Source organism: Spirochaeta lutea, from assembly GCF_000758165.1.
In the GTDB taxonomy this organism is placed as follows: domain Bacteria; phylum Spirochaetota; class Spirochaetia; order DSM-27196; family Salinispiraceae; genus Spirochaeta_D; species Spirochaeta_D lutea.
The window spans coordinates 77,493-90,923 of record NZ_JNUP01000045.1 but is presented as its reverse complement, the minus strand read 5'-3'; the positions used below and the strand labels follow the sequence as shown (position 1 = coordinate 90,923).

Annotated in this window: 12 protein-coding genes; 2 read left to right on the top strand and 10 right to left on the bottom strand. The window is 51.0% G+C overall.

Annotation, left to right across the window (positions count from 1 at the left end; translation table 11 throughout):
- The 7 genes from DC28_RS05115 to DC28_RS16400 all read right to left on the bottom strand — a co-directional run bounded on the left by DC28_RS05115 (position 1) and on the right by DC28_RS16400 (position 8,368).
- Complete coding sequence (locus tag DC28_RS05115; protein WP_037546531.1) at positions 1 to 570, bottom strand: rhomboid family intramembrane serine protease; 570 nt, start codon at positions 568 to 570, stop codon at positions 1 to 3.
- A gap of 3 nt (positions 571 to 573) precedes the next feature.
- Positions 574 to 1,338 carry an exodeoxyribonuclease III gene (locus DC28_RS05110; protein ID WP_037546529.1) on the bottom strand — a complete coding sequence of 255 codons (765 nt, stop codon included), beginning with the start codon at positions 1,336 to 1,338 and terminating at the stop codon, positions 574 to 576.
- Between the two features lie 54 nt (positions 1,339 to 1,392).
- Entirely contained in the window at positions 1,393 to 3,402 is a 2,010-nt protein-coding gene (locus DC28_RS05105; protein ID WP_037546527.1) for an ABC-F family ATP-binding cassette domain-containing protein, read from the bottom strand.
- Complete coding sequence (locus DC28_RS05100) at positions 3,403 to 5,040, bottom strand: SH3 domain-containing protein (protein WP_162180192.1); 1,638 nt, start codon at positions 5,038 to 5,040, stop codon at positions 3,403 to 3,405. It abuts the gene before it with no gap.
- 258 nt (positions 5,041 to 5,298) lie between these two features.
- Positions 5,299 to 6,228 (bottom strand): hypothetical protein, encoded by a 930-nt coding sequence (locus tag DC28_RS05095; protein ID WP_156104588.1) that lies wholly within the window; start codon positions 6,226 to 6,228, stop codon positions 5,299 to 5,301.
- Positions 6,229 to 6,237: 9 nt separating this feature from the next.
- The gene (locus tag DC28_RS05090) at positions 6,238 to 7,272 is read right to left on the bottom strand and encodes a lytic transglycosylase domain-containing protein (RefSeq protein ID WP_162180191.1); all 1,035 of its coding nucleotides are present in this window, start codon (positions 7,270 to 7,272) and stop codon (positions 6,238 to 6,240) included.
- 34 nt (positions 7,273 to 7,306) lie between these two features.
- Positions 7,307 to 8,368, bottom strand: coding sequence for a tetratricopeptide repeat protein (locus DC28_RS16400; RefSeq protein ID WP_052078478.1), 1,062 nt, complete (start codon positions 8,366 to 8,368; stop codon positions 7,307 to 7,309).
- A gap of 70 nt (positions 8,369 to 8,438) precedes the next feature.
- On the opposite strand from DC28_RS16400, the gene DC28_RS15290 reads away from it, so the two are divergent.
- Both DC28_RS15290 and rd read left to right on the top strand, forming a co-directional pair.
- On the top strand, positions 8,439 to 9,026 hold the full coding sequence (locus DC28_RS15290; RefSeq protein WP_156104587.1) for a hypothetical protein: 588 nt from the start codon (positions 8,439 to 8,441) through the stop codon (positions 9,024 to 9,026).
- A 117-nt stretch (positions 9,027 to 9,143) separates the two neighbouring features.
- Positions 9,144 to 9,305 carry a rubredoxin gene (rd, locus tag DC28_RS05075; RefSeq protein ID WP_081941968.1) on the top strand — a complete coding sequence of 54 codons (162 nt, stop codon included), beginning with the start codon at positions 9,144 to 9,146 and terminating at the stop codon, positions 9,303 to 9,305.
- A 215-nt stretch (positions 9,306 to 9,520) separates the two neighbouring features.
- Here the strand turns inward: rd and aroC are convergent, their stop codons facing one another.
- Genes aroC through DC28_RS15285 form a run of 3 tightly spaced genes read right to left on the bottom strand, consistent with a single transcriptional unit; the run spans position 9,521 to position 13,310 of the window.
- A complete protein-coding gene (gene aroC, locus DC28_RS05070) occupies positions 9,521 to 10,582 on the bottom strand; it encodes a chorismate synthase (RefSeq protein WP_037546520.1) in 1,062 nt (353 codons plus the stop codon).
- Positions 10,569 to 11,198, bottom strand: a complete 630-nt coding sequence (locus DC28_RS05065) for a shikimate kinase (protein ID WP_037546518.1) — start codon at positions 11,196 to 11,198, stop codon at positions 10,569 to 10,571. Before DC28_RS05065 ends, aroC begins: the two co-directional genes overlap by 14 nt.
- 60 nt (positions 11,199 to 11,258) lie before the next feature.
- Positions 11,259 to 13,310, bottom strand: a complete 2,052-nt coding sequence (locus tag DC28_RS15285) for a two-component system response regulator (RefSeq protein ID WP_052078476.1) — start codon at positions 13,308 to 13,310, stop codon at positions 11,259 to 11,261.
- Between the last annotated feature and the right edge of the window lie 121 nt (positions 13,311 to 13,431).

The following is a 13,431-nucleotide window of genomic DNA, read 5'->3' as shown; positions in this document are numbered from 1 at the left end:
TTATGCAATTTGGGGGTTTTTCTTATCCGGTCGGAGGAAGCCGAAGATAGCGCCGCATGCTCCGCCCAGGAGATGGGCAAACTGAGAGATCGAATCCTCAGCGAACACAGAAACGACCTCTTTAACGACGTACAGCAGGACGATAAGGATAAACGTCAGGGGAAGCTCTCCTGCCTTAAAGTTAACCATACCGGCCAGTACAATCATCATGAACACAATTCCGCTGGCCCCTAGCAGTCCGGTGGGCATCACCAGGACATTCAACACACCGGTGATCACCGTTGTTATCCCGATCATGGATAAGAAAATCCATGATCCGTACTTCTCCTCCAGGATCGGGCCAAGGAGCAAGATGAATGCCAAATTTCCTAACAGATGGTCCCAGCCCAGATGGCCGAGAGGGTGGGTAAATAGCCGCAGCCAATCGAGAATGGCTCCCGGGTCCATAACGGCCCCGACGGAGAAAACCCGGGGGATAAGCCCCGGTGCCAAGGTCTGATTTACCACGAGGATGAGGGCGGCACTCAGGGAAAAGGTGAGGGTAACCGGTGCATTGTAGGTAATCCGCATCCCTTAATCCTCCAGGGTAAGACTGACCGGGCAGTGGTCGGAACCGAATACATCCTGATGAATCCGGGCGTCCTTCAGGCGGGGTTTTAAGCCCTCATCAACACAGTGGTAATCAATACGCCATCCGATATTCCTATCCCGGGCTGAAAACCGGTAACTCCACCAGGAATACTGTTTTTCCTCGGTGTTGAATTCCCTGAAGGTATCTACAAACCCAGCCTCAATAAAGGTATCCATCCAGGCCCGTTCCTCGGGGAGGTACCCCGGGTTTTTCTCGTTGGATTTCGGATTCTCCAGGTCAATGGGTTTGTGAGCAACGTTATAATCACCGCAGATAACCACATGCTGACCCTGGGCAACAACCTCGGAAGCCATGGCTTGGAGGGTCTGGCAAAAATCAAGTTTATAATCCAACCGGGCTCCCTCCGCCTGGCTGTTGGGAAAATAACAATTAAACAGGGTAAATCCCGGGTACTCTGCCCGGAGAACCCGCCCTTCAGCATCGAAGCGTTCCACATCCATGGTGTCCACCCTGATCGGTTTCTCCTTTGAGTAGATGCATACCCCGCTGTACCCCTTACGCTGAGCACTCGCCCAGTAGGCCGTGTATCCCTCGGGTTCGGTGAACTCAGGCCCTAGTTGCTCCGGGTGAGCCTTTGTTTCCTGTAGACAAATAATATCGGCATTGGTAGCGTGCAACCATTCAAACAACCCCTTTTTTGCCGCTGCCCGGATACCGTTTACGTTCCAAGAGTATAGTAGCTTCATGGTTGGTAGGATAGCGGAAAACCGAGGAGCATACAATCCTCGTGTAACGGGCTTCTATTCTTGCGGTAGGGATTCTTTCTCAAGGCTTACTCGTTCCCAGGATTCTAGGGTGATTTGAATGTCCCTGGTCACGTCCTCCAGGGCCGTTTGGAGAGCGGAGATTTTTTTTCCATCGGTGTAGTGTTCTGGAATCGCCATCGCATGTTCGATACGGCTCTTTTCCTGCTCCAGTTCTTCCATTTTAGACAGGAGTTCTTCTTCCTGCCTCTCCAACCTGCGTTTTGCAGCCCTGAGCTGCTTTTGATCTCCATGGTCCTTTTTTCCAAGGCTGGTTTGGTCCGGATACGGAGTGGAGGCCGTATTCGTTCCAGGGTTTCCGGAAGAATCCGTGGGAGAGGATTCCTGGGCAATGCGGTACTTGTAGTAAGAATAGTTACCAGGAAAATCCCGGACACGCCGAACCCCCGGTGTAGCCGGGCTCTCTACTTCTATAACCCGATTTGCCAGCTCCTGGATAAAAAAGTGATCATGGCTCACGAAGATGACTGTCCCGCTAAAAGCCTGGAGGGCTTCCAGGAGCACATCTTTGCTGGCCATATCAAGGTGGTTTGTCGGTTCATCCAGCAGCAGGAGATTAGCGGGGGACAGGAGCATTTTTACCAGGGAGACCCTGTTTTTTTCGCCGCCGCTAAGTACGGAGATGGGTTTATAAATATCATCACCTCTGAACAAGAAGGCGCCTAATAACCCCCGGAGCTTGGGGATCATGTCCGTCGGGGCGGCTTCCTCGACCTCCTCGAAAACAGTATTGGTCATGGTCAGCTGGGTTTCAGCCTCCTGGGCGAAATAAGCGGGGAACACCTCGGCTCCATAGTTCATGGTCCCCCCATAGTCCCGATCCTTACCGCTCATAATCCTCATAAGGGTTGATTTTCCCGAACCGTTGCGGCCCACCAGGGCAACCTTCTGACCCCGTAAAAATTCCAGGGAGAGGGAGTCGAAAATCGGGTTGTTTGGGTATTCCTTCCTCAGATCCGTCAAACGAAGGGTAATATCCCCCGACCGGGGCGCCTCAGGAAAGGATACATGGATTCGTTTTAAACCTTCGGGAATCTCTATCCGGTTGATTTTTTCTAGGGATTTAATCCGGCTTTGCACCATGGCAGCCTTACTGGCGTTGTAGCGGAAGCGGGAAATAAAGTCTTCAATCCGCTGGATTTCCTGCTGCTGGCGTTCATAATCCTTTACAAGCTGTTCAAGTTCGGCACTTCGTCGTTTTTCATAGGCTGAATAGGAGCCGCGATAGAGACTGAGGGTCCCCAGGTAAAGCTCGGCTACAGCTTGGACGGTTTGATCCAGAAAGAACCTGTCGTGGCTTACCATGAGGACTGCCCCGGAATAATTTTGCAGATAGGACTGAAGCCATTCCCGTGCCTCTAAATCAAGGTAGTTGGTGGGTTCATCCAGGAGCAACACCTGGGGAGAAGCCAAGAGGATCTTTGCAAGGGCGATCCGCATCTGCCAGCCTCCGGAAAAGGTTTCACAGGGGGCAGTGAAATCACCTGAAGAAAACCCCAAACCCTTGAGGATAATCTCTATTTCACGGTCTCGACGATAGTAGCCTCCCGATTCCAGGAGTTCCTGGAGGTGATGCTGTTCGGTAGTCAATTGTTCCAGGGAGCCTTCGATAGCTGGACGCTGAGACTCCGGGATGCTCAGCAGCTGTTCACCGAGGGTTCCGATCTTCTGACCGACGGCTTCCCATTGGTCATGGAATTCGTGATACGGGGCGAAGGCGGTTTCTGCCTCTTCCCATAGAGTCTTCCCGTGATGAACCAGGCCTGATTGGGGGAGGAAGCCGACCTCTGCATGGGGATCCTTAAATATCGAGCCGCCATTGGGTTCTAAATACCCGCATAGCAGTTTCAGGAGGGTGGACTTTCCACTGCCGTTTGCGCCGCTGAGAGCAATCCGCGACCCCGGGTCCAGGGTGAGGGATACATTTTGCAGAATGTGTCGATCTGCTATCCAATACTGTACTGCGTTTGCCTGGAGCAGGGGCATTTATACTCCCGGAGTCTGGGGGTCAGCCTCGGAGGGCTCTGGAGCCTCCTGAGTCTGGGGTGCCGCGGTCTCAGAGTTCGGTGTATCCAGGGAAACCGGTTGGAGGGGTTCGGGATTTTGGGATGAATTGATCGTGGAGGCTGTAGGTTGGGCAGTCCCGCTAGATCCGGATATGCCAGGGGCAGAAACCTGTCCCGTGGGGCCGCCGAATTCAAAAAACATTATAAGAGGTGAAAGATCACGATTTATCACCACGGGCACCGGCCCAGTGCTGCTGGTGGCGGGCTCCAGGCGAATTCCGGTGTTAATCATCTCAAAGAGGAAGGGTTTGGATCCCCAGACCGGAGAGGTGAGGGTAATAACCCCGGTATATTGGTTCGTAAGGTTCGAACCTAGGTAGGTCGTAAAGGCTATCCTTCCGGTTCCGTCAAAACCCCGCGGAAGGAAATTCGCCCCGAGGCGCTGGTAACCCGTCCAGGTGAACCGGAAGTCTGGAAATAACTGAATGCTTCCGTAATGGGAACTGGTTAGCTGAGTGCCGCGATCCAGAATCATCTGATACTTGGCAATCCGGTCTTCCTGTTCCTCTTGGATTACTTCACCAATATCCTCGGTTATGGCGGTAAAGACCTCGCTTCTAATAGCTCCTGCCTCTTCAAATTCTAGGACAATACGGTCAGGGGTGCTTACGGTAATTTGTAAGGAGCTGCCCTCCGCTTGATAGCGGGCGTAGCGGGGACTGTAGAGGGAGGAGAAGGGGAAGTCGCGTTGGTAGTCCTTCAGACGGATGGTAAAAATCCTTTGTTCAGCATTGGCAAAGAATCCGAATTCAGGTCGAAATAGTTCAAGATTAAATTGGCTGTCTCTGATCATGGGCAGGTAGTACTCGGGGCGCCAGGTTTTCTCGAAAAGCACGGCTTGTAGCGGATCATCGGGATCATACCCCTGGGAGGCAGCGGATTGGCTGGATGCATCAACGGTCTCGGAGGCGTCCACCAGGGTCAAATCATACCCGAAGGTCCATCCTCGTACCCCTGTTTCAGTAAGAACCTCGTACCAATAATCCTCTAATCCGGCAATATTAGTTTGCTCCTGGTGACGGCTGATAATTTTTATCCCCTCGTCCCGGCGCATTCGGTAAACCAAGGGGCTGGTGTTCTGGGCAGTGCTGCGGATGGGCAAACCCTGTCTTCCGGAACGTCCGTAAATGGTGGCGTAGGGGATGAACTGCGCCTGGAAAGCCTGGGCTGCCTCTCTGGTTTCATGTGACTGAATACGCCACCGTGGAACATCCAGCGTAACGGATTCCTCTTCGGTATTCTGGACAATGGTATAGGAATCCAGGATATCCGATTCGGAGGCCAGGGTTACCAAATCCCCGTTCTTCAATCCTTGGGCTGACATCTCTTCATCGGCAAGAAGGACCACACCGTATCCGATGGCGTTAGTACCACATCCAGTGACGGCTAGGAGAAACAGCAACATCATACCCAGACCGGGTAGGGCTGAAACCGGTGCTCTCAGGGGAATCCTGCCTGGGGTGGTGGAGGATTTTTTATGGAAAAAGGATGGTAACAGACGCTCCTTCAAAACTCCGGTTTGAACGAGCCATGGGCCGGACAAATAACAGTAAATCATTTTTTTTACGTGATTTGCTTTCGTCCAATTAATGGGCGTACCAATTGCAAAAGACGTTTTGAATTGGCTTACCAGTGTATTACCGTGCGGTCTGGGGATCATACTCAATAGTTCTCCGATAGGAATTTTCAGATTCGGCAGCGTTATTACTCGAGGGAGTAACAATCCTGTGTGGCATAGTATCCGGTTAGGCGGTTTCTTGCAATATTAGCGAGGCGAGCCAGAATGATGCTGTGCTTCCTGGTCGATAACCGAGCACTAGGGAAGGGATTCGATGAGTCTATGTTCCGGGATGATGATCAGAATTCTACCCTGGGTTAATATCCGGTGATTTTCCGGATTCGAGAGGAGAACCGAGGCACTACGGTTGGGAATAATGATATCGGTATCGTTAATTCCGAATAGTGCGGTGGCTGAAACCCTCAGCGGATTGGCTCCGATACGGTCGCGGAATTGGTCCTCATCAAAATCTGAGGTATACGCAGCTGCTCCCCATCGGGTCAGGTACCCGGGATCCATTTGGTTCGGTTTAAGGAGGGCGGTAAGATCCTCGTCGTACAGATCAAGGAACATTGCAGGCAGTATCTCACTGTACCGCTGTTCTCCCCGGAGGAATTCGCCGTGTACTGCCAGGGGTTCTCCGGCGAAAATAACCAAGCCGGTGTGGGATGCGGGAACCTGGGTTGTGAAGACCCTGGGCAGTGAGGTCGGTACCCGGTGATTTACCAGGAGATCGCTGAGTTTAGGAAAGAGGTTTACCGTGATGGGCAGGGTTACCCGCTGGAGATCCGGACTCAAAATATAGGGCTGAATCGTTGATTCCGCAGCCAGGGCTTCAATATCTCGCAGAAGCTGGGGATTTTCCTTTGCAATCTCCCGTATTCGAGTGGAGGAGTTCACCCGGATTTCCATCATGGCCTGTAGCACGAAGGCTATGCGGTTGTTGGCCATCCGTTGGCTGAGAATGGTAACCGCTGACGCCGGGTTGACCGTCTCTGGCTGGAGTGTACTGGAAACGAAAAGGGTCAGGGTCCCTGTTTGCCAATTAATCTCAGATTCAACCTGGGTTTTCTGGCCGATAGGGGTATTGTCCACGGATCCCGTTTGAGAGAACAGGAGAAGGGAGCTGCCCATGACCAAAAAAAGGATCCTTAGTAACCAGATTATTCGACGGGACGACTTATTCATTTGAGTACATCATCGGTATGAAGTTCCAGAAGGTTTAGAACCGGGATGAAAGCTGAGCATGCTAACCAGGGGTTGGACATACCGCTGCGGGATGGTAAGGGGCTGGAAATCACCCGGGGGCAGTACGCCCTCCAATAGATGGGCATTCCCTAGTTTGAGGATCGATAAGGGGATTCCTGTCGTACCGGAAAGAAATTCTATCCCCGTACCGCCGGGCACGAGAATCTGAGTCCAGTGGAAGGGGGGAGACCAGTCCCGGAGATAGCCGAGACGGCCAAGTTCCTGGGACAGGAGGTATGCACTGAGAATTTTAGGTACATACCGCGCGGCTTGGGGGCTGATAGCCCCGGCTTCCCGAAGTTCCCAGTAATCCCTGATTCCCGTTCGTTCCACAGCACGTGAAATAGCTCCGAGACCTTGGTTATAGGCTGCAAAGGCGAGTAACCAATCCCCGAGAACCCGGTAGTTTTCTTCGAGCTTATTTAACGCAGCCCGGGTGGATTGGACCAAACCGAAGCGTTCATCAATCTGGGAATTCTTATACATCCATGGAGCCATAGAGTTTTCCATGAACTGCCATAGCCCCCGTGCCCCGCTGGAAGACTCAGCCCTTACCAAAAACTCCGATTCCACCATGGCCAAGAAGAAGATTTCGCTGGGCAGATTTCGTTGTTCTATCTCCTGCATAATAAAGCTGCGGAAGGTGTCTCCCCGGGTAAGTACGCTGATAAACCATGATAGCTGGGCGGCTGATTGATAGCCGTTGTATACCGCTTCAATGTCGGGGATGATCCCGTCGACAAAATAGGATCGCGGGGGGTGCATCCGCCCCCAGGGGTCAGGCAGCGGAGAAGGGGTGATCTCTGAGGAACCGTCAACGTTTTGGCCTCGGCCAAGTCGGAAATTACGTGATGCTTCAGGGGGCTGATAGCCAGATGTGTTAAATAGGCTGGGTTGGAACAGCGTATCAAAGGTTATAGGACTCGCCCCGAGATACCCTAGGATTCCTAAAAGAAAGGTTATGCCAAACACTAGTATTTTCATGCTTCTTTCTTCTCGGCGGAACAGCCCGGGTACCTTAGATCGCCTCTCCGAAGTATATTCCTGCCCACTCCCAGCTGCCGTGTACCTGGGGATCTGCAGGATAATCAATTTTCCGGAAATAGAGGAACCACGTAGGAATCCTCGGGCTCCAGCCTCCGGTCCGGAGGTATGCCTCGTTTCCATGGGATGCAAATTCCAACTCCGAGGCATAGGTAATTCGTTTCGCCTGGCTTAGGAATTCTATCAACTCAAAGTCCGGCCGGGCATTAAAATCCTGGCGCTCCTGATACCATGTCATAGCGAAAAAATTCACCTTAGCCTGGTATCTCAGGAGGGACCATCCATTCTTGTAGTAAAGTGCATTCTTAATATTACGTACCAAGGCATCCAAATCCCGGTCGATCCAGGTTTTTGACGAGTGGTAAAAAGCGACTTTCTCTCTGATGAGGTAATGAATCCCCGGTTTTCCCGGGATAACCGTATCTTCAAAGGTTAAAAACTTCTCGTAGGCATCATAGGCCCTGGGGTACTCACCGATTGCCTCAAGGGCTTGGGCCAGCTGAAGATATCGTGCCCCCAGATCGACGGAATCGGGAAATCTATGAATCAGTTGCTGAAGAAACTCCGCAGTGAGCCGCGTATCCTGATCAAGATTAATTGCCCTGAGCAAGCTCACAAAATGAACCGATTGATTTTGCCAGATCACATCGGGATAGTTCCGCAGGATTCGGTAATACATCTGGTAGGCGGATTGGGAATTGCCCCTATCTTCGAAGGAATCGGCGATCCGCCATAGGTAATAGGCGTTGTATGGGTCATCGGGATAATTCGACACCCGGTTATTCAGGAAACTGACCATCTTGGCATGAGATTCCAATTGGGTATACTTGGCGATCTGATCAATAACTACAGCGAGTTCCTCAGGAGTCAGGTCCGGATTCTGCAACTCAGTATAAAACTGGTTGAGCTCTCGGGTTATTTTTACGTCCGAGGACGAGGTACCAGCCGTGGATTTTGATGGTTCCAGGGCAAGACAACCGCCGAGGGTAAGGAGACCGCCAACAAGGAGAATAAAAAATACGTTCCGTCGAGTCATGCAACCACTATAGTATCCCAGGGCGAAGGACTACACAATACCCTGATGACTCGGTATAATTCCGGATATTATGAGAACACCGATAAACTCAGTCCATCGACTCTCCGTGCTCTTGATCCTCGGGGGCTGCGGTCTGCTCCTGGTAACCCTGGGGATTAGCCCGTCCATTCTCGGGTTGTGGCCCTTCATTCCGGGGCTCGGGGGAGTATGGTTCCTCTTTACCGGTTTGGACCGGCGCAGACAGCCGGGAATCAATATGCGCTTGGTTTCCGCCGGATTCTTTTTGGTTTGGGCATCCCTGCTATTCCTCCTGGATTCACTCTTCGGACAACATCTGCCCCTCCGGATGACCTGGCCTTTATTCCTCTTGGGAGCCGGGACCGCGCTTGTTATCATGGCCCGGTCCTTTAAATTTGGAAAACGAATTACCCTGTTACTGCCTGCTTGGTGCCTTGTCCTGCTGGGAGTTATTTTCTTCCTATTTAGCATAGGTATTATTCAGGGTGATTTTACTGCCATCGTTCGGACATGGTGGCCGCTGTTATTCATTCTCTCCGGACTAGCCCTTCTCATTGCTAGTCATGTATCGAATCAACAGCTTAAAAATTCGGGCGTAACCTTACAAAAACCGTCAGCCGGGGATCAAAAAAAAACCTAGAAGCCACAAGTGAACACGGGTGCTGCAGGTGAGAACTTTTTCCGATTCCGCCTGGTCAGGTTATGAAAATTATGGTATATAAGATATATATAATAAGAATTACTAAGGAGAATCGTTATGCAGAAGTATGTATGTGAGGTTTGCGGCTACATTTATGATCCTGCTGAAGGCGATCCGGACAACGGCGTTGAACCAGGAACATCCTTCGAAGCGCTCCCCGAAGACTGGGTTTGTCCCATGTGCGGTGCAGGTAAGGAAGATTTCTCACCTGAAGAATAGAGGCAGAATCATTACCCTTGACCTAGGTACTGGCTTACAGTGAATTCCCTAGGAACGAGAGGTCCTGGGTCTTGGTGATCCACCCTTCTTTTAGAGAAAATTGTAAAAAACCCCGGGGGTTCCCTCGGGGTTTTTTTTGTCTTACCTAGTGCGCAAACGGTTTATGTATCGGGTATCCTTGTAAAAGGCATACCCGTACTCCGCGACCAAGTACCTCAGGAATCCAGCATCATGGCAGCCTGCCTCCGGTAATGATCCTCCAGGACCAAACCGGCCATTGCCTCTACCACCGGGACAATCCTGGGGCAGATACAAGCATCATGTCTCCCTATGGTTCTAATCTCTTTAGGGGAACCCGCCATGTCTACGGTCTTCTGGGGACGGGCGATGCTGGAAGTTGGTTTGACAACAATCCTGAACAGTATTTCTTCTCCGGTGGAGATTCCTCCGATTATGCCCCCGGCGTTGTTCGTTACAAAACCATTCTCATTCATCGCATCGTTGTGTTGACTTCCCCGCATATCCGCAGCGGCGAATCCGGCACCGAATTCTATCCCTTTTACCGCGCCAATGGAGAGCATGGCATGGGACAGTTCGGCATCCAGTTTATCAAAGACCGGTTCTCCCAGTCCTGCCTTGACTCCGGATATCCGACATTCCACAATTCCCCCCATGCTGTCATCCTCTTCCTTTACCTTGCTGATAACCTCCATCATTTTTTCGGCCGCTGCAGCATCACAGGCGCGAAGGGGATTTTTTTCTATTACTGAAGGATCATAATCCCGGCACTCAATTCCGCCAGCCCGCTTGGTGTAGGCGGTGATGGAAACGCCTCGGGCTTCTAATAGTTTCCTGGCAACAGCCCCAGCGGCAACCCTTCCGGCCGTCTCCCGGCCGCTGGCCCTGCCGGACCCGCGCCAATCGCGAAACCCGTACTTTTGGGTGTATGAAAAGTCTGCATGGCCGGGTCGAAACAGGTCTTTAATATCCAGGTATGCCGTAGGCTCAAAGTCCCGATTGTATAAAATCATCAGCATGGGGGTTCCGGTGGTGTGATCCTCAAAAATCCCTGATAGTATCGAGACCTTGTCGGGTTCTGCCCGGGGAGTGGTGATTGAGGACTGCCCCGGCTTCCGCCGATCTAATTGTTGCTGAATTTCTTCAACGGTTATAGGCACTCCCGGTGTGACTCCGTCCAGTACAACACCCACAGCCCCTCCATGGGACTCGCCAAAGGTTGTAATACGAAACACCTGCCCAAAACTATTTCCTGCCATGTATGTACTCCTCCAGGGTGATTAAACACTTTTGTACTATATCGTCAATTGATTCGTCTTTCACCTCAATGATCATATCTGCCAACCTCCGGGCATCTCTGCGACGCCTAGCGTAAATACGAGACCAGCGCTCCCTCGGATCGTCGCCCTCCAAGAAGGCCGGTAGCCCACCATCGCGTATCCGCCCATAAAGCACCTCTTCATCCCCATCGATAAATAAGATACCAGGTTTATACGTGGTAATGGTAGAATGAATTCGGGGATTCGAAAGGGTTCCGCCTCCAAGGCTTAGGAGCTGGAGACCGGCGTCTGGCATCCGATCATCTGCCTGCTCCGATTTTTGCGCTAAAAACCCATGGAGTACCTCGGCTTCCAATGCCTGGAACCCCTCAGCACCGAGGGTACTCACCATGTGCCGGGGAGGGAACACACCGTCCGGTATGGTATCACCCGTCCTTCCAAGGTAGGTTTTGGTTATTACATCATCCAAATCAACCCAGTCGGCCTTGAGCATAGAAGATAATTGCTGACCCACCGAGGTTTTACCAGAGTGTTTTAATCCCCCGAGGAGAATCGAATACGCCGGAGAAAGAAAACGCTGGACTTGGTTTGTCATGAATGATGTACCCTTATTGTCAGATTTCTCGAATTAAAATACGATTTTATCGTATAAAAATCAAGGTTCAGTAAGGGGAGAAGGTTCTGAAATATGGTATCCCTGGGCGTAGTCCACGCCGATGGTGTGCAGGAGATCGAGAACGGGCCGGCTTGATACGAATTCCGCCACTGTCCGCATGCCGAGGTCATGACCGATATTATTGATAGCGGTTACCATGGCGAGGTTCTTCGAGTCGCGATCGATATCCCGCACAAACGAGCCGTCAATTTTTAAGACAGAAACGGGAAGCCGTTTGAGATACCCGAAGGATGAGAATCCATTGCCGAAGTCATCTAATGCAAATTGGATACCCATGTCCCTTGCTTCTGTCATAAACCCAATAACCCTGTCAAAGTTTTGGATTGCACAGGTTTCTGTAATCTCTAGACAAATACTGGTACAGAGATCGGGAAATTTCGAGAGTACCGATAACAAGGTTGTTGCAGTGGCGGTATCCTGGAGGGAATTGCCGCTGAGATTAACACAGTGGATACACCGTTCGGGGTTTTTCTTATGTGTCAGGTATTCCAGGGTTGTGGTAAGTACCCAAAGGTCTATGCTGGGCATAATGTTGTAGCGCTCCGCTGCTCCGATGAATGCCCCGGGACCGATTATCGTATCTTGATTTTCCCGCAGTCGGAGCAGGACCTCCTGCTTTAACGGGAACTCGGGCTTTAAGGGGTTAATGGTCTGGCCGTAGAGAAGGAACCTCTGTTCCTGTAATCCTCGAATAATTCTAGTAACCCATAAGGCCTCACCACGAATCTTCTCACTGCGCTGTTGATTTGCCTGGAAGTACTCAATGGCATTGCCCCCGCGCTGTTTCACCATGCTGCACGCCTCATCAGCAGCTGCCAAAATGCCCTTCGGATCCGGGTTCACATCGTCAAGGCCAACAACACCGATGCTGGGTGTTATAAAAAATTCCTGACCATCCCAGACAAAGGTTTTTGCAATTTCCTGGAGAATGGATTGCTCGAGTGCCTGTTCCCTGGAGGAACACAACAGGGCGAATTCGTCGGAACCGATCCGTGCAGTGTAAGCCTGATACTGCATGCCCAATACTTCAAGGCTAGCAGCAACCTCCCGGAGCAGATGATCTCCGGCGATGTGCCCGCAGACCTCGTTGAGGACTCGAAACTTGTCCAGGTTCACCAGTATTACCTTGGAATTGCTCAGCTCCGAGGGGGCAGGATCCTGGGATAAAATTCCATTGAGAATTTGAATAAAGCTCTGCCGATTAGGCAAGCCGGTGAGGGAATCATGTCGCTGTTGGTACTCTACCGAACGGGTGAGTTCTTTAATTTCTGTCAGGTCCAGAAGGGTGAGAATGATGCCGGATTTTGGTGATACGCCGCCAATGCTTCCCAGCCGGAGGGATACAGTGCGGGTATGTTTTGAACTATCAAAACATACCAGCTCGGGAATAAAATGTGGCAGGGTTAGCGAGTTTGCCACTAATCCTTGAATATCTATGGGCTGGAGGGTTCGTGGGTAAAAAAGCTGAAACTGTTCCTGAACAGGCGTGCCTATGTAATGATCCGGCTCTCCCGGCATGTCCAACATTTCCAAGATTGTGTTGTTTACATACTCAACGAGAAACTGGTTATCTATTAGGACTATACCTTCCTGAGCATTGTTCAGTATTGATTCAATGATCCCGTGTTTTTGCTTTTCTGAAATGGTGCTCTTATGTTTGTAGGCGGCGATTTCCAGGGTGCTTTGAAGTTCTCTATCACGAAATGGTTTTAGGATGTAACCGTAGGGTTCAGCCGCCTTGGCAGCATCTAGGGTTTGTGAATCTGCGAAGGCTGTAAGAAACACCACCGGTAGAAGATGATCTTTCTTTAGAATGCAGGCACATTCAATACCGTTCATTCCTGTACCTAGCATAATATCCATGAGTACAATATCCGGCAAACTTGACTGGGAGTGTTGGAAGGCGGATATAATCTCCTCCCCGGATGAATAGATGCCGACCACCTGATACCCAAGGCGTTCTAGATGACGCTGTAGATCCAAGGCAATTATGCGTTCGTCTTCAACAATAGAAATACGGAGCTTTTCCATGGTTCTCCCACTGTAAATATACAGTTAAGTGTAAGACTCTTAGGATCATTATCAAGGGTGGTATTAGAAAAATTTTCTCAGCTGAGGGGAAGCTATTCTTCCTGGGGGAAAATACCCAGGA

What these genes read in the sequence shown, in the direction of transcription:
- rd (WP_081941968.1), top strand. Translation starts at nt 9,144, where the DNA reads ATGCAGAAGTATGTATGTGAGGTTTGCGGCTACATTTATGATCCTGCT.
- DC28_RS05065 (WP_037546518.1), bottom strand. Translation starts at nt 11,198, where the DNA reads ATGACAAACCAAGTCCAGCGTTTTCTTTCTCCGGCGTATTCGATTCTC.
- DC28_RS05090 (WP_162180191.1), bottom strand. Translation starts at nt 7,272, where the DNA reads ATGAAAATACTAGTGTTTGGCATAACCTTTCTTTTAGGAATCCTAGGG.
- aroC (WP_037546520.1), bottom strand. Translation starts at nt 10,582, where the DNA reads ATGGCAGGAAATAGTTTTGGGCAGGTGTTTCGTATTACAACCTTTGGC.
- DC28_RS05100 (WP_162180192.1), bottom strand. Translation starts at nt 5,040, where the DNA reads ATGATTTACTGTTATTTGTCCGGCCCATGGCTCGTTCAAACCGGAGTT.
- DC28_RS05115 (WP_037546531.1), bottom strand. Translation starts at nt 570, where the DNA reads ATGCGGATTACCTACAATGCACCGGTTACCCTCACCTTTTCCCTGAGT.
- DC28_RS15290 (WP_156104587.1), top strand. Translation starts at nt 8,439, where the DNA reads ATGAGAACACCGATAAACTCAGTCCATCGACTCTCCGTGCTCTTGATC.
- DC28_RS05095 (WP_156104588.1), bottom strand. Translation starts at nt 6,228, where the DNA reads ATGAATAAGTCGTCCCGTCGAATAATCTGGTTACTAAGGATCCTTTTT.
- DC28_RS15285 (WP_052078476.1), bottom strand. Translation starts at nt 13,310, where the DNA reads ATGGAAAAGCTCCGTATTTCTATTGTTGAAGACGAACGCATAATTGCC.
- DC28_RS05110 (WP_037546529.1), bottom strand. Translation starts at nt 1,338, where the DNA reads ATGAAGCTACTATACTCTTGGAACGTAAACGGTATCCGGGCAGCGGCA.
- DC28_RS16400 (WP_052078478.1), bottom strand. Translation starts at nt 8,368, where the DNA reads ATGACTCGACGGAACGTATTTTTTATTCTCCTTGTTGGCGGTCTCCTT.
- DC28_RS05105 (WP_037546527.1), bottom strand. Translation starts at nt 3,402, where the DNA reads ATGCCCCTGCTCCAGGCAAACGCAGTACAGTATTGGATAGCAGATCGA.